At 56.3% G+C, this 19,036-nt stretch carries 14 protein-coding genes and 7 tRNA genes; 5 read left to right on the top strand and 16 right to left on the bottom strand.

Features of this window, described 5'->3' with window-relative positions; all coding sequences use genetic code 11:
* Positions 1–3: 3 nt before the first annotated feature.
* From corC to miaB, 4 genes are all read right to left on the bottom strand, one after another.
* Positions 4–882 carry a CNNM family magnesium/cobalt transport protein CorC gene (corC, locus tag ACLH1I_RS07420; RefSeq protein WP_004197606.1) on the bottom strand — a complete coding sequence of 293 codons (879 nt, stop codon included), beginning with the start codon at positions 880–882 and terminating at the stop codon, positions 4–6.
* Between the two features lie 146 nt (positions 883–1,028).
* Entirely contained in the window at positions 1,029–1,502 is a 474-nt protein-coding gene (gene ybeY, locus ACLH1I_RS07415; RefSeq protein ID WP_002894722.1) for an rRNA maturation RNase YbeY, read from the bottom strand.
* Positions 1,499–2,545: a PhoH family protein gene (locus ACLH1I_RS07410; protein ID WP_198079564.1), complete on the bottom strand. Its 1,047-nt coding sequence runs from the start codon at positions 2,543–2,545 to the stop codon at positions 1,499–1,501. Before ACLH1I_RS07410 ends, ybeY begins: the two co-directional genes overlap by 4 nt.
* Before the next feature lie 153 nt (positions 2,546–2,698).
* Positions 2,699–4,123: a tRNA (N6-isopentenyl adenosine(37)-C2)-methylthiotransferase MiaB gene (gene miaB, locus ACLH1I_RS07405; protein WP_004885906.1), complete on the bottom strand. Its 1,425-nt coding sequence runs from the start codon at positions 4,121–4,123 to the stop codon at positions 2,699–2,701.
* 179 nt (positions 4,124–4,302) lie between these two features.
* Between miaB and ubiF the strand changes: the two genes are divergently transcribed.
* Positions 4,303–5,478, top strand: a complete 1,176-nt coding sequence (gene ubiF, locus ACLH1I_RS07400) for a 3-demethoxyubiquinol 3-hydroxylase (RefSeq protein ID WP_151628513.1) — start codon at positions 4,303–4,305, stop codon at positions 5,476–5,478.
* A gap of 119 nt (positions 5,479–5,597) precedes the next feature.
* On the opposite strand, the gene ACLH1I_RS07395 is transcribed toward ubiF, so the two are convergent.
* The 12 genes from ACLH1I_RS07395 to nagB form a co-directional block, all read right to left on the bottom strand.
* Positions 5,598–5,672: transfer RNA gene (locus ACLH1I_RS07395), tRNA-Gln, on the bottom strand.
* A 76-nt stretch (positions 5,673–5,748) separates the two neighbouring features.
* A tRNA-Gln gene (locus ACLH1I_RS07390) sits at positions 5,749–5,823 on the bottom strand.
* Between the two features lie 47 nt (positions 5,824–5,870).
* Positions 5,871–5,947 (bottom strand) — tRNA-Met (locus tag ACLH1I_RS07385).
* A gap of 23 nt (positions 5,948–5,970) precedes the next feature.
* Positions 5,971–6,045: transfer RNA gene (locus ACLH1I_RS07380), tRNA-Gln, on the bottom strand.
* A 36-nt stretch (positions 6,046–6,081) separates the two neighbouring features.
* Positions 6,082–6,156: transfer RNA gene (locus tag ACLH1I_RS07375), tRNA-Gln, on the bottom strand.
* 23 nt (positions 6,157–6,179) lie between these two features.
* Positions 6,180–6,264 (bottom strand) — tRNA-Leu (locus ACLH1I_RS07370).
* A gap of 9 nt (positions 6,265–6,273) precedes the next feature.
* A tRNA-Met gene (locus ACLH1I_RS07365) sits at positions 6,274–6,350 on the bottom strand.
* 238 nt (positions 6,351–6,588) lie between these two features.
* A complete protein-coding gene (gene asnB, locus ACLH1I_RS07360) occupies positions 6,589–8,253 on the bottom strand; it encodes an asparagine synthase B (RefSeq protein ID WP_004885914.1) in 1,665 nt (554 codons plus the stop codon).
* Between the two features lie 278 nt (positions 8,254–8,531).
* Complete coding sequence (locus ACLH1I_RS07355; RefSeq protein ID WP_004885918.1) at positions 8,532–9,284, bottom strand: HAD-IIA family hydrolase; 753 nt, start codon at positions 9,282–9,284, stop codon at positions 8,532–8,534.
* Between the two features lie 119 nt (positions 9,285–9,403).
* On the bottom strand, positions 9,404–10,624 hold the full coding sequence (locus ACLH1I_RS07350) for a DNA-binding transcriptional regulator NagC (RefSeq protein ID WP_004885919.1): 1,221 nt from the start codon (positions 10,622–10,624) through the stop codon (positions 9,404–9,406).
* Positions 10,625–10,632: 8 nt separating this feature from the next.
* Positions 10,633–11,781: an N-acetylglucosamine-6-phosphate deacetylase gene (gene nagA / locus ACLH1I_RS07345; RefSeq protein WP_004885928.1), complete on the bottom strand. Its 1,149-nt coding sequence runs from the start codon at positions 11,779–11,781 to the stop codon at positions 10,633–10,635.
* 113 nt (positions 11,782–11,894) lie between these two features.
* The gene (gene nagB, locus ACLH1I_RS07340) at positions 11,895–12,695 is read right to left on the bottom strand and encodes a glucosamine-6-phosphate deaminase (RefSeq protein WP_002894749.1); all 801 of its coding nucleotides are present in this window, start codon (positions 12,693–12,695) and stop codon (positions 11,895–11,897) included.
* 315 nt (positions 12,696–13,010) lie between these two features.
* On the opposite strand from nagB, the gene nagE reads away from it, so the two are divergent.
* The 4 genes from nagE to chiQ all read left to right on the top strand — a co-directional run bounded on the left by nagE (position 13,011) and on the right by chiQ (position 19,033).
* The gene (nagE, locus tag ACLH1I_RS07335) at positions 13,011–14,966 is read left to right on the top strand and encodes a PTS N-acetyl glucosamine transporter subunit IIABC (protein WP_017901426.1); all 1,956 of its coding nucleotides are present in this window, start codon (positions 13,011–13,013) and stop codon (positions 14,964–14,966) included.
* 178 nt (positions 14,967–15,144) lie between these two features.
* A complete protein-coding gene (gene glnS, locus ACLH1I_RS07330; protein ID WP_004885933.1) occupies positions 15,145–16,812 on the top strand; it encodes a glutamine--tRNA ligase in 1,668 nt (555 codons plus the stop codon).
* A gap of 437 nt (positions 16,813–17,249) precedes the next feature.
* Positions 17,250–18,653 carry a chitoporin ChiP gene (gene chiP / locus ACLH1I_RS07325; RefSeq protein ID WP_004885937.1) on the top strand — a complete coding sequence of 468 codons (1,404 nt, stop codon included), beginning with the start codon at positions 17,250–17,252 and terminating at the stop codon, positions 18,651–18,653.
* A gap of 47 nt (positions 18,654–18,700) precedes the next feature.
* Positions 18,701–19,033, top strand: coding sequence for a ChiQ/YbfN family lipoprotein (gene chiQ / locus ACLH1I_RS07320; protein WP_065904975.1), 333 nt, complete (start codon positions 18,701–18,703; stop codon positions 19,031–19,033).
* Positions 19,034–19,036 lie beyond the last annotated feature (3 nt).

The following is a 19,036-nucleotide window of genomic DNA, read 5'->3' as shown; positions in this document are numbered from 1 at the left end:
CGCTTACTCTTCCAGCTTCGGCTGGGGAGCATCATCCGGCAGCTTAACATGCACCTGAATGATACGACGACTATCTGCCATTGCTACCTTGAATTGGTAACCATCAATGTCGATAGATTCGCCGCGAGCCGGCAGGTGGCCAAAGGCCTGCATTACCAGCCCGCCAATGGTATCCACTTCTTCATCGCTGAAGTGCGTATCGAAGGCGTCGTTGAAGTCTTCGATGGAGGCCAGGGCGCGTACCGTCCAGGTATGGCGGCTCAGCTGGCGGAAATCGATATCTTCTTCTTCGTCGTACTCGTCTTCAATTTCCCCGACGATGAGCTCAAGGATATCCTCGATGGTCACCAGACCGGAGACGCCGCCGAATTCGTCAATAACGATCGCCATATGGTAGCGCTGTGAGCGAAACTCTTTCAGCATGCGGTCGACCCGCTTGCTTTCCGGAACGACAACCGCCGGCCGTAACACTTTTTCCATGCTGAAGGCTTCGGCGTCGCTGCGCATAAACGGCAGCAGATCCTTGGCCATCAGAATCCCTTCGATGTGATCTTTATCTTCACTGATGACCGGGAAGCGCGAGTGAGCGGATTCGATGATGACATCGAGGCACTCGTCCAGCGTCTGATTGCGTTTCAGGGTAATCATTTGTGAACGGGGGATCATAATGTCGCGGACCCGCTGGTCGGCGATATCCATTACCCCTTCGAGCATGTCACGCGTATCTTCATCGATAAGGTCGTTCTGCCCGGAATCACGGATCAGCGCCAGCAGTTCATCGCGGTTTTTCGGTTCCCCGTGAAAGAGCTGGCTGAGTAACAGGGAGAAAAATCCCTTTTTGCTGTTTACTGTGTCACTACTGTGTGAATTGTCGTCGCTCATGGCGTCGTTTGGGTTCTCATGTTGATTTAATGTCGCTCGTCGCGCGTAAACTCAGCGCCGGACGGCATGGGTTGCCTGACGTTCAGGCGGGTAAAATGCATGAACAGCGGCCGGATGAGGCGCAAGCGCCACGATCCGGCAGGGGGCTATTCAGCAATCTTCTCGGAAATGTACGGGTCCTCATAGCCCAGAGCAAGCATTATCTCTGTTTCGAGGCCTTCCATCTCTTCCGCTTCGTCATCTTCGATGTGATCGTAGCCCAGCAGATGCAGGCTGCCGTGCACCACCATATGCGCCCAGTGCGCCTCCAGCGGTTTACCTTGCTCGCTGGCTTCCTGCTCCACCACCTGACGGCAAATGATCAGATCGCCGAGCAGCGGCATTTCAATCCCCGGCGGCGCTTCAAACGGGAAAGAGAGGACGTTGGTCGGCTTATCCTTGCCGCGATAGGTCAGGTTCAGCTCATGGCTTTCTGCAACGTCGACCAGACGAATCGTTAACTCTGACTCCTCCTGAAACGGCGGAATGACGGCGTCGACCCAGCGTTGAAAAAGGGCTTCGTCCGGCAGGCCGCTGGTCTCTTCGCAGGCCAGCTGTAAATCGAGGATCACCTGACTCATTTTTGCTCCTGTTCCTGGGCTTCGCGTTTGCGCTCGGCGGCCAGTTCTGCTTTACGTTTTTGGTCTGCGGCTTCCCATGCCTCATAGGCGTTCACGATGCGGGCGACCACCGGATGGCGGACCACGTCTTCGCTATGGAAGAAGTTAAAGCTGATCTCATCGACTTCCGCCAGCACTTCGATGGCGTGGCGCAGACCGGATTTGGTGCTGCGCGGCAGGTCAATCTGCGTGATATCGCCGGTGATCACCGCCTTGGAGTTAAAGCCGATGCGGGTCAGGAACATTTTCATCTGCTCGATGGTGGTGTTCTGGCTTTCATCAAGAATGATAAAGGCGTCATTCAGCGTCCGTCCGCGCATATAGGCCAGCGGGGCCACTTCGATGACGTTACGCTCAATCAGCTTTTCCACCTTCTCAAAGCCGAGCATCTCGAACAGCGCGTCGTACAGCGGGCGCAGATACGGGTCGACCTTCTGGCTCAGATCGCCGGGCAGGAAGCCGAGCTTTTCACCCGCTTCGACGGCCGGACGGGTCAGCAGAATGCGGCGGATCTCCTGACGCTCCAGCGCATCAACCGCCGCCGCCACCGCCAGATAGGTTTTCCCGGTACCCGCCGGACCCACGCCGAAGGTGATGTCGTGATCGAGGATATTGGCGATGTACTGCGCCTGGTTCGGCGTACGCGGTTTGATCACCCCGCGCTTGGTCTTGATATTGACGGCTTTTCCGTACTCCGGCACGCTCTCGGCGCTTTGCTCAAGCACGCGCGCCTCTTTGATCGCCAGATGGATCTGCTCTGGTTCAATATCCTGAATCTGACCGCGCATCGGCGCCGTGTCGACATACAGGCTGCGCAGAATATCGGCGGCGGCGTGTACGCACAGGGCGCGTCCGGTCAGCTTAAAGTGATTGTCGCGGCGGTTAATCTCAATGCCTAACCGACGCTCCAGCTGTTTGATGTTGTCGTCAAACGGGCCGCACAGGGCTAACAGGCGTGTGTTATCCGCTGGCTCCAGGGTAATTTCACGAGTGTCTATGTTCAAACTGTTCCTCTTTACGCAGGTGGCCGGACGCGGCGCGTGGCCGGCTAATCAGGAAATTATTTACGTCACAGGAAAATGGCGCAAGCATTGCTGTAGATATAGGGACGGAGAGAGGAATTACAAGGCCTGCCGGAACCGACAGGCCTGAAGAGATCACGGCTGATAGATACCCACGCCAAGATCGTTCTCTTTACGGGTGCGGGCAATCACTGATTCGGGTGATTCAGCGATACGCAGACCCATCTCCGCTTCGGTGCGCACGATTTTGCCGCGCAGCGAGTTGGTGTAAACATCGACGATTTCGACATCGACAAACTTGCCGACGAGGTCCGGGGTGCCTTCGAAATTGACCACCCGGTTGTTCTCCGTACGCCCGGAGAGCTCCATGATGTTCTTGCGCGACGTGCCTTCCACCAGGATGCGCTGTACCGTGCCGAGCATGCGACGGCTCCAGGCCATCGCCTGCTGGTTGATGCGCTCCTGCAGAATATACAGACGCTGTTTCTTGTCTGCATCCGGCACGTCGTCGACCATATCGGCCGCCGGGGTGCCCGGACGGGCGGAGAAGATAAAGCTGTAGCTCATATCGAAATTGACGTCGGCGATAAGCTTCATCGTCTTTTCGAAATCTTCCGTGGTTTCGCCGGGGAAGCCGACGATAAAGTCTGAGCTTATCTGAATATCCGGACGCGCTTCACGCAGCTTACGAATAATCGCTTTATACTCCAGCGCGGTATGGGTCCGTCCCATCAGGTTCAGCACGCGGTCGGAACCGCTCTGCACCGGCAAGTGCAGGAAGCTCACCAGCTCCGGCGTATCGCGATAGACGTCGATGATGTCGTCGGTAAATTCGATCGGATGGCTGGTGGTGAAGCGAATGCGGTCGATGCCGTCGATAGCGGCCACCAGGCGCAGCAGATCGGCAAAGCTGCCGGTGGTGCCGTCGTAGTTCTCACCGCGCCAGGCGTTCACGTTCTGGCCCAGCAGGTTGACTTCACGCACGCCCTGCGCCGCCAGTTGGGCGATTTCAAACAGGATATCGTCGCACGGGCGGCTGACTTCTTCACCGCGGGTGTAGGGCACCACGCAGTAGGTGCAGTATTTGTTGCAGCCTTCCATAATCGAGACAAAGGCGGTCGGGCCTTCGGCGCGCGGTTCTGGCAGGCGATCGAATTTTTCAATTTCCGGGAAGCTGATATCAACCACCGGGCTGCGGTTGCCGCGCACAGAGTTAATCATCTCCGGCAGGCGGTGCAGGGTTTGCGGCCCGAAAATAATATCGACATAGTGCGCGCGCTGACGAATATGGTCGCCTTCCTGGGAGGCCACGCAGCCGCCAACGCCAATAATCAGGTCCGGGTTCTTCTCTTTCAGCAGCTTCCAGCGTCCAAGCTGATGGAAAACTTTTTCCTGGGCCTTCTCACGAATTGAGCAGGTATTGAGCAACAGCACATCTGCTTCTTCCGCCACTTCGGTCAGTTGATACCCATGTGTCGCATCCAGCAGATCGGCCATCTTTGATGAATCATACTCGTTCATCTGACAGCCCCAGGTTTTAATATGGAGTTTTTTTGTCATTGACTTGCTCATGCTCAGTAATAGATATCCAAAACGCGGGGATATATACAGGGTGAATTTCGCATTCCAGGGCGCGTATTGTAATGCTTTGGTCGCCCCCTGACCAGTGCGAGCGTTATCACCGCAAGAGGGCGAAAAATCCGGTAAACTTAACGGATTCTGCTTTAAGGATAATAGCCATGACAATTCACGCAACAGATGTCGCCATCGTGGGCGGCGGCATGGTCGGCGGCGCCCTGGCGTTAGGGCTGGCGCAACAGGGATTTACCGTGACGGTGCTTGAGAAAACGGCGCCCCCGGCTTTCGATCCGGCATCCGCCCCGGATGTGCGGATCTCGGCGATCAGCGCGGCCTCGGTCGGCCTGCTGAAAAGCCTTGACGTCTGGGATGCCGTGCGGGCGATGCGCGTCCACGCTTACCGTCGTCTGGAGACCTGGGAGTGGGAGAGCGCGCACGTCGCCTTTGACGCCGCAGAGCTCAAGCTCCCAGAGCTGGGCTATATGGTTGAGAACAAGGTCCTGCAGTGGGGCCTGTGGCAAGCGCTGGCGGCGCACGAAGGGGTTACCCTCCGCGTTGGCGGCGAACTGGAGGCGATGCAGCGCGGCGAGGCGCAGACGGCGCTGCGTTTACGCGAGGGGGAGACGATCCACGCCCGGCTGGTTATCGGCGCCGACGGCGCCAGCTCTCAGGTGCGGGAGATGGCCGGCATCGGCGTGCATGCCTGGCAATATCAGCAATCCTGTATGCTCATCAGCGTCCAATGCGCCGACGATCCCGGCGACAGCACCTGGCAGCAGTTTACCCCCAGCGGACCGCGCGCCTTCCTGCCGCTGTTCGACAACTGGGCCTCGCTGGTGTGGTATGACGCCCCGGTGCGGATCCGTCAGCTACAGGGCATATCCATGCCCCAGCTTCAGCAGGAGATCGCCCGCCATTTCCCGGCGCGTCTCGGACGGGTGACGCCGCAGGCGGCCGGCGCCTTCCCGCTCACCCGGCGTCATGCGCTGCAGTATGTTCAGCCCGGTCTGGCGCTGGTGGGCGATGCGGCGCACACCATTCATCCACTGGCGGGGCAGGGGGTTAACCTTGGCTATCGCGATGTCGACGCCCTGCTGGAGATCCTGGCGCAAGCGCGCGGCCGAGGCGAAGAGTGGGCCAGCCTGCCGGTGCTCAAGCGCTACCAGGCGCGGCGGCGGGCGGATAATTTTATTATGCAGTCGGGGATGGATCTGTTTTACGCCGGATTCAGCAATGACCTGGCGCCGGTGCGGATGCTGCGTAATATTGGCCTGATGGCGGCCGAACGCGCCGGGGTGCTGAAGCGTCAGGCGCTGAAGTATGCGTTAGGCTTGTAACTCCGGCTTCCCGGGCGGGGGCGTAGTGGAAAGCGCCTGCCCGGCAGTCAGTAACGCGCCAGGATGGCTATACGCCAATAGCAAAAAAGCCCACCGAGGTGGGCTTTTTTGCATTTAAGTGGCTGGGGTACGAGGATTCGAACCTCGGAATGCCGGAATCAGAATCCGGTGCCTTACCGCTTGGCGATACCCCAATTGTCTGTTGCGCCTGACCGTCACTATCCCGGTTTAAGAGCAACAGTGCGTTCATTGCTGAACGACTTTTTAATTTGGCTGGGGTACGAGGATTCGAACCTCGGAATGCCGGAATCAGAATCCGGTGCCTTACCGCTTGGCGATACCCCAACAAATTGTTTGCGGATTTATCGATGTGTATCGATACGTCCCGAATATGGTGGCTACGACGGGATTCGAACCTGTGACCCCATCATTATGAGTGATGTGCTCTAACCAGCTGAGCTACGTAGCCAAATTGTCTTACTGTTTCTTCGATGGCTGGGGTACCTGGATTCGAACCAGGGAATGCCGGTATCAAAAACCGGTGCCTTACCGCTTGGCGATACCCCAATACCGTCGCGGTGACCCGCAAATATCGAAGAAATATGGCTGGGGTACCTGGATTCGAACCAGGGAATGCCGGTATCAAAAACCGGTGCCTTACCGCTTGGCGATACCCCATCCGTACAACGCTGACTGGTGAATGGTGCGGGAGGCGAGACTTGAACTCGCACACCTTGCGGCGCCAGAACCTAAATCTGGTGCGTCTACCAATTTCGCCACTCCCGCAAAAAAAGATGGTGGCTACGACGGGATTCGAACCTGTGACCCCATCATTATGAGTGATGTGCTCTAACCAGCTGAGCTACGTAGCCATCTTTTTTTTCGCGTAACCTTATCGGCGTTGCGGGGCGCATTATGCGTATTGGGCCTGCGAGCGTCAACCTCTTTTTCAAGGAAAATCGTTGTAATGTGACTGTTTGGTTAGGTTGCGAACAGCTCGCTGCAATAATCGGCAATTATTGGTTATTTATCGTTTTTCAGCGGCATAATTCCCGCAAAAAGAAAACGGACCCCGGAGGGTCCGTTTCGCGTATCAACGCCTGTCAGGGCTTATTTATAGGCCGACTGGTGGACGCCTACCGCGCGGCCTGACGGATCGTTCATGGTTTTGAATGCTTCATCCCACTCAATGGCTTTAGCAGAAGAGCAGGCCACCGACGGACCGCCAGGGACACACTCCGCCGCGCTTGGCAGCGGGAACAGCTCTTCGAAGATCTCGCGGTACAGATAGCCTTCTTTGGAGGTCGGCGTGTTGTACGGGAAGCGGAAGCTTGCGGTTTCCAGCTGCTGGTCGCTGATCTGTTTCGCGGCCACTTCTTTCAGCGTATCGATCCAGCTGTAGCCGACGCCGTCAGAGAACTGCTCTTTCTGGCGCCAGGCAACGCTGGCCGGCAGATAGGATTCAAAGCATTCGCGCAGCACGTGTTTTTCCATTTTGCCGTTGCCGCACATCTTATCCTGCGGGTTGATGCGCATCGCCACGTCGAGGAACTTCTTGTCAAGGAACGGTACGCGGGCTTCCACGCCCCAGGCGGACATCGCTTTGTTGGCGCGGGCGCAGTCAAACATATGCAGCGCCTGCAGCTTACGTACCGTCTCTTCGTGCAGTTCTTTGGCGTTCGGCGCCTTATGGAAGTAGAGGTAGCCGCCGAACACTTCGTCCGAGCCTTCGCCGGAAAGCACCATTTTGATGCCCATGGCTTTAATTTTCCGCGACATCAGGTACATCGGCGTCGAAGCGCGAATAGTGGTCACATCGTAGGTTTCGATGTGATAGATAACGTCGCGGATCGCATCCAGCCCTTCCTGGACGGTAAAGTGAATTTCATGGTGCACGGTGCCGAGGTGGTTAGCCACTTCCTGCGCCGCTTTCAGGTCAGGAGAGCCTTCCAGACCGACCGCGAAGGAGTGCAGCTGCGGCCACCAGGCTTCGCTACGCTCCTGATCTTCAACGCGACGGGCGGCAAATTTCTTGGTGATGGCGGAGATGACCGAAGAATCAAGGCCGCCGGAGAGCAGCACTCCGTAGGGGACGTCGGACATCAGATGGCTTTTCACCGACTCTTCCAGTGCCTGGCGCAGCTCGTTCTTATCGGTAACGTTGTCTTTTACCGCGTCGTAATCGAACCAGTCGCGCTGATAGTACTGGCGAATTTCACCGTCTTTGCTCCACAGGTAGCTCCCCGCCGGGAACTCTTTAATGGTGCGGCACACCGGCACCAGGGCTTTCATTTCAGAGGCGACATAGAAGTTGCCGTGTTCGTCATGGCCCATATACAGCGGGATAATGCCGATATGGTCGCGGCCGATTAAGTACGCGTCTTTTTCGCTGTCGTACAGGGCGAAGGCGAACATCCCCTGCAGGTCGTCGAGGAACGCCGGGCCTTTTTCCTGATACAGCGCGAGGATCACTTCGCAGTCGGAGCCGGTCTGGAACTGATAGCGGTCGCCATATTCCGCGCGCAGCGCCTGATGGTTGTAGATTTCACCGTTAACGGCCAGCGCATGGGTTTTTTCGGCGTTGTACAGCGGCTGAGCGCCGGCGTTGACATCGACAATCGACAGGCGCTCGTGCGCCAGAATCGCTTTGTCGCTGGCATACACGCCAGACCAGTCCGGACCGCGATGGCGCATCAGGCGGGAAAGCTCCAGCGCCTTTTTACGCAGCTCACCTGCGTCAGTTTTAATATCCAGTACGCCAAAAATAGAACACATAGCCTTCTCCATTACCCTGTCGTGTTTGATGTTGTGCTGGCTTCGTCTCGTGGCGAAGCCTGAGTGCGTGCTTAAGAAAATGCCGTAAAGGGGGAGCAGGCGCAAGGGTTTTACGGCCGGAAAAAGAAAAAACGCAACTGCGATTGTTGAATAGTAAAAAAAGAGTATCTTTTGAACGGCTTCATTGAAGAATACGCAATTTTAAGCCGTTTTTATTAGATATGGTACTTTTGGCAGGCGTCAAAAATGAACAACCACGTCCTGAGACGTGGCTGACATTAGAAAATATCGATTTCCGCGACGGAGGGGTAGATCCACGACGGGCGGAACGGCATGCTGTCGATGTCGTCGAGGGTTGAGACTCCGGAGAGCACCAGAATGGTCTCCAGCCCCGCCTGGAAGCCAGCAAGAATGTCGGTACGCAGATTGTCGCCGACAATCACCGTCTGTTCGGAGTGGGCCTGCATTTTGTTCAGCGCTGAGCGGATGATCCACGGGCTGGGTTTACCGACGTAAAACGGCTTACGGCCGGAGATCTTCTCGATCCCGGCGCACAGGGCGCCGCAGGCCGGGTAGAAGCCGCGACCGTGAGTATCCGGGTTAGTGGCAATGAAGCGGGCGCCATTGGCGACAAAGAAGGCCGCCTTATGCATCATCTCCCAGTTAAAGGAGCGGGTTTCCCCGACGATGACAAAATCCGGGTTGACGTCGGTAATGGTAAAGCCGGCTTTGTACAGCTCGTGGATCAGCGCCCCTTCACCCACCACATAGGCTTTCTTACCTTCCTGGCGGCGCAGAAAATCGGCCGTCGCCATCGCCGAGGTGTAGAAGGCGCTATCCGGAACCTCAATCCCGGCGGTGGCGAAACGGTTCGCCAGATCCTGGCCGGTTTGCGACGGGTAGTTGGTCAGCATCACCAGCGGCATGCCTTTCTCGAGGATGCGCTTGATAAACTCGGCAGCGCCGGGAACGGCGACGTTATCGTGCATCAGCACACCGTCAATATCACAAATTATGTTTTGAATGGTCATGGTGGGTCCAGAATCATTATCAAAGACGAAACTATACGCGTCATTGATGAGGTTTCACACCTCTGACGGGCGATGCCCGCCAACGACAGAGCGACGCGCTTATCAATAAAGGGGGGCGGTTAGCTCTCAAGCAAGCGCTGCAGCAGCGTGCCATTGAGCATGGCGCGTTTGACCAGCGCGAAGGCGCCAATCGCTGAGCGATGATCGAGGGTGGAGCGCACCACCGGCAGGTTCTTACGAAACGCCTTCAGCGCCTGGGCGTTAATGCAGCCCTCAATGGCCGGGAGCAGCACTTTCTCGGCTTCCACAATTTCGCCGGCGATGACGATTTTTTGTGGATTGAATAGGTTGATGGCGATGGCGATCGTTTTTCCGAGGTGACGCCCTACGTACTCGACCACTTCGCAGGCCAGGGCATCGCCTTTGTTGGCCGCTTTGCAGATGGTTTTGATCGTGCAGTCATCGAGGGTCAGACGGCTCTGATAGCCCTGCTCCAGCAGGTGGCGAACGCGATGTTCGATGGCGGCATTAGCCGCGACGGTCTCCAGACAGCCAAAGTTGCCGCAGTGGCAGCGCTCGCCCAGCGGGTCGACCTGAATATGGCCGATTTCGCCGACGTTGCCGTTACGGCCGATAAAAATGCGTCCGTTGGAGATGATCCCCGCCCCGGTGCCGCGGTGCACGCGCACCAGAATGGAGTCTTCGCAATCCTGGCTTGCGCCAAAATAGTGCTCGGCCAGCGCCAGGCTGCGGATATCGTGTCCGACAAAGCAGGTAACGTTGAAGCGTTTTTCCAGCGCCCCGACCAGGCCCCAGTTTTCCACCGCAATGTGCGGCATATAGCGGATCACCCCGCTTTCCGGATCCACCAGCCCCGGCAGGATCACCGAGATGGCGATCAGCTCGCGAATTTTGCGCTGACAGTTTTCAATAAAAGTGGCGATGATATTCAGCAGGGCGTGTTCCAGCGTTTCCTGGGTGCGCTCGGGCAGCGGGAAATGCTCCTCTTCCAGGGTCTTGCTGCTTAAATCATAGAGGGTGAGAGTGGCGTCATAGCGGCCAAGGCGCACGCCAATGGCGTTGAAGTTGCGCGTCTCCGCAATGATGGAGATGGCGCGGCGCCCCCCGGTGGAGGCCTGCTGATCGACTTCTTTGATCAGGCCGCGCTCAATAAGCTGACGCGTGATTTTGGTCACGCTGGCAGGGGCAAGCTGGCTTTGTTCCGCGATCTGAATGCGCGAGATAGGCCCATGCTGGTCAATCAGGCGGTACACGGCCGCGCTGTTCAGTTGTTTTACGAGGTCAACGTTACCAATTTGAGCTTGTCCGCCTGCTGTCATACTTTTACTTACTCAGTGACGACCTCGTTACCATTAACGATGGTCTTGGTGATTTTATAATCGCGTGTAAAGGCGGTCAGGTTAGCGACCATACCCGGCGCAATACTGCCGAGCTGCTTGTCCACACCAATGGCGCGCGCGGGATAGAGCGTCGCCATGCGCAATACTTCGTCCAGCGCCACACCGCAATGCTCAACCAGATTACGCACCCCTTCAATCATGGTCAGGGAAGATCCGCTGAGGGTGCCGTTTTCATCTACGCACAGCCCGTTGCGGTAGTATATTGTTTTCCCGGCAAAAATGAACTGGTCAATATTCGCCCCCGCCGGCGCGGTGGCGTCGGTGACCAGGCACAGTTTGTCGCCTTTCAGGCGCTTGGCGTTGCGCACGTTGGCGTAATCGACGTGCATCCCGTCGACAATAATACCGCAGTAGACATCCGGCTCGTCAAAAATCGCCCCGGCCAGACCCGGTTCGCGGCCAGTAATGTACGGCATTGCATTATACAGGTGGGTGGCGAAGGTAATGCCTGCGCGGAAGCCCACTTTCGCCTCTTTCAGCGTGGCGTTGGAGTGGCCCGCGGAGACGACGATCCCGGCGGCGACCAGTTTGCGGATCACTTCCGGCTCAACGCGCTCAGGGGCGAGGGTCACTTTGGTGATCACATCGGCGTTGTCGCACAGGAAATCGACCAGCGCCGCGTCCGGTTTACGCACATAGTCCGGGTTGTGGGTGCCTTTCTTGACGATATTCAGCCACGGTCCTTCAAGATGCAGACCCAGCGCCTGGTTCGGGTGCTTTTGCAGGTATTCGCGCATCACGCGCACGCCTTGCTTCATCAGATCGTCGCTGGAGGTAATCAGCGTCGGCAGGAAGCTGGTGCAGCCTGAGCGTTCGTTGGCCTTCTGCATGATCTCCAGCGTGTCGACAGTGACCGCGTCAGGGCTGTCGTTAAACTGCACGCCGCCGCAGCCGTTGAGCTGGACGTCGATAAAACCGGGGGCGAGGATGGCGCCGTTGACTGAGCGCTGCTCGATGTCAGACGGCAAATCTGCCAGCGGACAAAGACGTTCGATAAGGCCATTAGCGATAACAACCGCATGGTCATCAAGAATTTCATGACCGGTATAAACCCGGCCCTGGGTTAATGCATACATTACGACCCCCGGTATATACGCCTCATCAGGCCCGGGTACGTTCGTTTGCCGCCGGCATGATGATGCATACAAAGAAAAAGATGGTCCCGCGCAAATCGCGGGACACGACTACATTACAGACCTTTAATATTTTCAGCTTCTAATTCGTTGAAATATTTCAGTGTCTTCACTTTCAGCTCCATGGTAGACGGTTCGTCACAGACGATCACCGCCTTCGGATGCAGCTGCAGACAGGTAATGGTCCACATGTGGTTGACGTTACCTTCTACCGCCGCCTGCAGCGCCAGCGCTTTCTGATGGCCCAGCACCAGAATCATTACCTCTTCTGCATCCAGCAGGGTGCCCACGCCGACGGTTAGCGCATATTTCGGCACCAGATCCACGTCGCCGTCGAAGAAGCGGGAGTTCGCCACGCGGGTTTCATGGGTCAGGGTCTTAATACGGGTACGAGACGCCAGAGAGGAGGCCGGTTCGTTAAACGCGATGTGACCATCGTTGCCCACGCCGCCCATGAACAGGTGGATTTTACCGTAGGAACGAATTTTTTCTTCATAGCGACGGCATTCCGCATCGATGTCCGGCGCGTTACCATTCAGCAAGTTGATATTTTCTGCCGGAATATCAACGTGGTCAAAGAAATTACGGTGCATGAAGCTATGATAGCTTTCCGGATGCTCTTTCGGCAGGCCAACGTATTCATCCATGTTGAAGGTGACGACGTGTTTGAAGCTAACCTGGCCTGCTTTATGCATTTCAACCAGCGCCTTGTAGGCGGTGAGTGGGGTGCCGCCGGTCGGCAGTCCCAGGACGAACGGACGGTCCGCGGTTGGTTTAAATGCATTAATGCGGTTAACGATATGGCGGGCAGCCCATTTACCGACCTGCTCAGCGGTTACCAGGGGGATCAGTCTCATTCTTCACCTCTATAGTTAAAGTAGATTCTGGCGGATTGGCGCCAGCACTCTGAGGAGAGTATTGCAGCAACTGCGCCGACCGGGGTCAATCCGTGTTGATTTTTTGAATGATAAAATAAGTTTTCGATGTTAGCCAGTGTAAGGGAGGGGGAAATACGATATTTGGTGATAATTATCACAAAAAATACCCGTTTAATTTGCGATACGAATTAATTTTTCACACACTTTGCCGGTAAGTGATAAAACCGACCTTGTTACACAATAAAAAAGTGGCTTTGAAAATGAGCCTCATCGGGGTCTCATAGGGGGAATAAGATGAATATTTTAGGTTTCTTTCAGCGGCTGGGTAGGGCGTTACAGCTCCCTATCGCAGTGCTGCCGGTCGCAGCATTGCTGTTGCGTTTCGGGCAACCAGACCTGTTGAATGTACCCTTCATCGCGCAAGCGGGTGGGGCTATCTTCGACAACCTGGCGCTGATCTTTGCTATCGGTGTGGCGTCAAGCTGGTCCAAGGATAACGCCGGTTCTGCGGCGCTGGCCGGGGCAGTAGGTTATTTCGTGATGACCAAAGCGATGGTCACCATCAATCCGGAAATTAACATGGGCGTACTGGCCGGTATCATTACCGGTCTGGTAGCAGGGGCGGTGTACAACCGCTGGGCCGGCATCAAGCTGCCGGACTTCCTGAGCTTCTTTGGCGGCAAACGCTTCGTGCCGATCGCCACCGGCTTCTTCTGTCTGATTCTCGCGGCGATCTTCGGCTACGTCTGGCCGCCGGTGCAGCACGCTATCCATGCGGGCGGCGAGTGGATCGTTTCCGCAGGGGCACTGGGTTCCGGTATCTTCGGTTTTATCAACCGTCTGCTGATCCCGACCGGCCTGCATCAGGTGCTGAACACCATCGCCTGGTTCCAGATTGGTGAGTTTACTAACGCCGCAGGCGCCGTGTTCCACGGCGACATCAACCGCTTCTACGCCGGCGACGGCACCGCGGGGATGTTCATGTCCGGCTTCTTCCCAATCATGATGTTTGGTCTGCCGGGCGCGGCGCTGGCGATGTATCTGGCCGCTCCGAAAGCGCGTCGTCCAATGGTGGGCGGTATGCTGCTGTCTGTTGCCATCACCGCGTTCCTGACCGGGGTAACCGAGCCGCTGGAATTCCTGTTCATGTTCCTGGCTCCGCTGCTGTACCTCCTGCACGCGGTACTGACCGGTATCAGCCTGTTCATCGCAACGGCGCTGGGCATTCATGCAGGCTTCTCCTTCTCCGCCGGCGCCATTGACTACGTGCTGATGTACAGCCTGCCGGCCGCCAGCAAAAACGTCTGGATGCTGCTGGTGATGGGCGTGGTCTTCTTCTTCGTCTACTTCCTGCTGTTCAGCGCGGTGATCCGCATGTTCAACCTGAAAACACCGGGTCGTGAAGACAAAGCCGCTGACGTGGTAACGGAAGAAGCCAACAGCAACACTGAAGAAGGCCTGACCCAGCTGGCGACCAGCTATATCGCCGCGGTGGGCGGAACGGACAACCTGAAAGCGATTGACGCCTGTATCACCCGTCTGCGTCTGACCGTGGGCGATTCGGCGAAAGTGAACGACGCCGCCTGTAAACGTCTCGGCGCATCCGGGGTGGTGAAACTGAATAAGCAAACCATCCAGGTTATCGTCGGCGCGAAGGCAGAGTCTATCGGCGATGAGATGAAAAAAGTGGTTACCCGCGGCCCGGTAGCGGCAGCGGCAACCGCACCGGCTGGCAACGTCGCCACCGCAGCGCCAGCGGCTAAACCGCAGGCGGTAGCGAACGCGAAGACCGTTGAGTCGCTGGTTTCGCCGATTACCGGTGACGTGGTGGCCCTCGAACAGGTGCCGGACGAAGCCTTCGCCAGCAAAGCCGTCGGCGACGGTATCGCGGTGAAACCGACCAGCAACATCGTTGTCGCGCCAGCGGCGGGTACTGTGGTGAAAATTTTCAACACTAACCACGCGTTTTGCCTCGAAACCAACAACGGTGCGGAAATCGTCGTCCACATGGGTATCGACACCGTGGCGCTGGAAGGCAAGGGCTTCAAACGTCTGGTTGAAGAGGGCACGGACGTGAAGGCGGGCGAGCCGATTCTGGAAATGGATCTGGACTTCCTCAACGCCAACGCGCGCTCGATGATTAGCCCGGTCGTCTGCAGCAATAGCGATGACTACAGCGCGCTGGTGATACTGGCGAGCGGTAAGGTCGTAGCCGGCCAGACGCCGCTGTATGAGATTAAAGGCAAGTAAGGCTCCTGAGTCGAGTTTATGCCTCAGCGGCGAAGGGAAACCTTCGCCGCTTTTTTTTCCAGCAATCGGCCCCATAATCCTCTTCTGATACCTATTTTACGTAACTAATAGTTGTCACTACGCCCTGCTTGTAAGATCATGTGCCGTTATACGTTGTTTACGCTTTGAGGAACCCGTGATGAGTGAGGCAGAAGCCCGCCCGACTAACTTTATCCGTCAGATCATTGATGAAGATCTGGCTACCGGTAAGCACACCACCGTTCACACCCGCTTCCCGCCGGAGCCGAACGGTTATCTGCACATTGGCCATGCGAAATCCATCTGCCTGAACTTCGGCATCGCCCAGGATTATCAGGGCCAATGCAACCTGCGTTTCGATGACACCAACCCGGTGAAAGAAGATATCGAATACGTGGAGTCGATTAAAAACGACGTGCAGTGGTTAGGTTTCCACTGGTCCGGGGACGTTTGCTACTCGTCTGATTACTTTGATCAGCTGCATCAGTATGCGGTTGAGCTGATCAACAAAGGCCTGGCCTACGTTGATGAACTCTCTCCTGATGAGATCCGCGAATACCGCGGCACCCTGAAAGCGCCGGGTAAAAACAGCCCGTATCGCGACCGCAGCGTGGAAGAAAACCTGGCGCTGTTCGAAAAAATGCGCAGCGGCGGCTTCGAAGAGGGCAAGGCCTGCCTGCGCGCGAAGATCGATATGGCGTCGCCGTTCATCGTGATGCGCGATCCGGTGCTGTACCGCATTAAGTTCGCTGAGCATCATCAGACCGGCAACAAGTGGTGCATCTACCCGATGTACGACTTCACCCACTGCATCAGCGATGCGCTGGAAGGCATTACCCACTCGCTGTGTACCCTGGAGTTCCAGGACAACCGTCGTCTGTACGACTGGGTGCTGGACAACATCAGCATCCCGGTTCACCCGCGCCAGTACGAATTCTCGCGCCTGAATCTCGAATACACCGTGATGTCCAAGCGTAAGCTGAACCAGCTGGTGACTGAGAAGCACGTGGAGGGCTGGGACGATCCGCGGATGCCGACCATCTCCGGTCTGCGTCGTCGCGGCTACACCGCCGAATCCATCCGCGAATTCTGCAAGCGTATCGGCGTGACCAAGCAGGACAACACCATTGAGATGGCGTCGCTGGAGTCCTGCATTCGCGAAGATCTCAACGAAAACGCGCCGCGCGCGATGGCGGTGATCGATCCGGTGAAACTGGTTATTGAGAACTACCCGCAGGGCGAAAGCGAAATGGTGGCGATGCCGAACCATCCGAACAAGCCGGAGATGGGCAGCCGCGAAGTGCCGTTCAGCGCGGAAATCTGGATCGACCGCGCGGACTTCCGTGAAGAAGCCAACAAGCAGTACAAGCGTCTGGTGCTGGGCAAAGAAGTACGTCTGCGCAACGCCTACGTCATCAAAGCGGAACGCGTGGAGAAAGATGCCGAAGGCAATATCACTACTATCTTCTGCACCTACGATGCCGACACCCTGAGCAAAGATCCGGCTGACGGCCGCAAGGTCAAAGGCGTGATCCACTGGGTGAGCGCGGCGCATGCGCTGCCGGTAGAGATCCGTCTCTACGATCGCCTGTTCAGCGTACCAAACCCGGGTGCAGCGGAGGATTTCCTCGCGGTGATCAATCCGGAATCGCTGGTGATCAAACAGGGTTACGCGGAGCCGAGCCTGGCGCAGGCGGAAGCCGGTAAAGCTTACCAGTTTGAGCGTGAAGGTTACTTCTGCCTCGACAGCCGCTATGCAACCGCAACCAGTCTGGTGTTTAACCGCACCGTCGGTCTGCGCGATACCTGGGCGAAAGCGGGCGAATAGCATTTTCCCTACCGTCAAAGCGCCGCTCTCTGCGGCGCTTTTTTTTGTTTCAGAATCAGCCAATTACTCTTTTAATTTTCGCGAAGCGAATTAATTCTGTTTCGCTCCGGAAATAAATAACGCTTCTGATGTTTCCTGTCTCATATAAAAAACCAATGTAATCGCTTTCAGTCTTCGAATTTTTCCCTGATTTAGCAATGACTTCCATGACAAAATCATCAGAGATAAGACTGTAATAAAACGACATAAATTATGTGCGCTTTGTCATAATCTTAAGCTTTGCCTCACGAAAAACATTGATAATTCGCGTCACGAAAAATAGTCTATCTACAGTGGTTTCGCGGCCTTTTTCGCCGCCCCACATTTTTCAGTTTTATTTATTTTTTAGCGAATGACCTCTGGTCTTCGCCTTTTAAAACGTCAAAGAGGATATGCACATGCGTACGTTTAGTGGCAAACGTAGTACGCTGGCGCTGGCTATTGCCGCCGTCACCGCGATGTCGGGCTGGGTTGTGATTCCGCAGGCCAGCGCAGCAGGCTTTATCGATGATTCTACTTTAACCGGCGGTATCTATTACTGGCAGCGTGAGCGTGACCGTAAAGATGTGACCGACGGCGACAAATACAAAACCAATCTTTCCCACTCCACCTGGAACGCCAACCTGGACTTCCAGTCCGGCTATGCCGCCGATATGTTTGGCCTTGATATTGCGGCGTTTACCGCGATTGAAATGGCGGAGAACGGCGACAGCGGCCACCCGAACGAAATCGCCTTCTCGTCGCGCAACAAAGCCTATGATGAAGACTACTCCGGCGATAAGAGCGGCATCAGCCTGTATAAAGCCGCCGCGAAATTCAAATACGGTCCGGCGTGGGCGCGCGCGGGCTACATCCAGCCAACCGGTCAGACCCTGCTGGCACCGCACTGGAGCTTCATGCCGGGGACCTATCAGGGGGCGGAAGCCGGGGCCAACTTCGACTATGGCACCGCGGGCGCGTTAAGTTTCTCCTACATGTGGACGAACGAGTATAAAGCGCCATGGCATATCGAAATGGATGATTTCTACCAGAACGATAAGAAGACCAAAGTTGATTATCTTCACTCCGTCGGCGCCAAATATGATTTCAAAAACGACCTGGTGCTGGAGGCGGCATTTGGTCAGGCTCAGGGCTATATCGATCAGTACTTTGCTAAAGCCAGCTACAAGTTTGACGTCGCCGGCGCACCGTTGAGCACCAGCTACCAGTTCTACGGCACTCGTGATAAGGTCAGCAACGGCGGGGTCAACGACATCTATGACGGCACCGCATGGCTGCAGGCGTTAACCTTTGGCTATAAAGTGGCGGATGTGCTGGATCTGCGTCTGGAAGGGACCTGGGTGAAGGCCGATGGCCAACAGGGCTACTTCCTGCAGCGTATGACCCCGACCTACGCCTCCTCCAACGGTCGTCTCGATATCTGGTGGGATAACCGTTCCGACTTCAATGCCAACGGTGAAAAAGCGGTCTTCTTCGGCGCGATGTATGACATGAAAAACTGGGATATGCCGGGCTGGGCGTTTGGCGCGTCTTATGTGTACGCCTGGGATGCGAAGCCTGGCAGAATGGCTTCTCCGGATGCGTACTATGACCCTGACTATCGCCTGAAAGAGTCGGCCTATAGCCTCGATGCCATGTATACCGTGCAGGAAGGCCGGGCGAAGGGCACGCTGTTTAAACTGCACTTTACCCAGTACGACAACCATTCCGATATTCCGAGCTGGAGCGGCGGCTACGGCAATATCTTCCAGGATGAGCGCGACGTGAAGTTCATGGTTATCGCCCCGTTCACCATTTTCTGATGCCTGCGCGGCGGGCGTGAGCCTGCCGCACCTCTGGGAGAACGACTATGAAAAAAATGCTGCTTATTGCCATGATGGCATCGGCTCTGGTGGCCTGCACCACGTCCCCGGCTCCGAAAGAAGACACCAAACTGAAAGATGCCTATAGCGCTTGTATTAATACGGCGGAAGGCAATCCGGACAAGATTGAAGCCTGCCAGAGCGTACTGAATGTTCTGAAAGAGGATAAACAGCACCAGCAGTTTGCTAACCAGGAGAGCGTCCGAGTGCTGGATTACCAACAGTGTATCCAGGCTACCCGCACCGGCAACGATCAGGCGGTAAAAGCGCGCTGCGACCAGATCTGGAAAGAGATCCGCAGCAATAATTCGCCCCATTAAGCC

The organism is Klebsiella sp. 1SOBk10mer (assembly GCF_046602535.1).
GTDB lineage: Bacteria > Pseudomonadota > Gammaproteobacteria > Enterobacterales > Enterobacteriaceae > Klebsiella > Klebsiella quasipneumoniae.
Note: the sequence above shows the minus strand (reverse complement) of the source record. Positions and strands in the feature narration are given on the sequence as shown.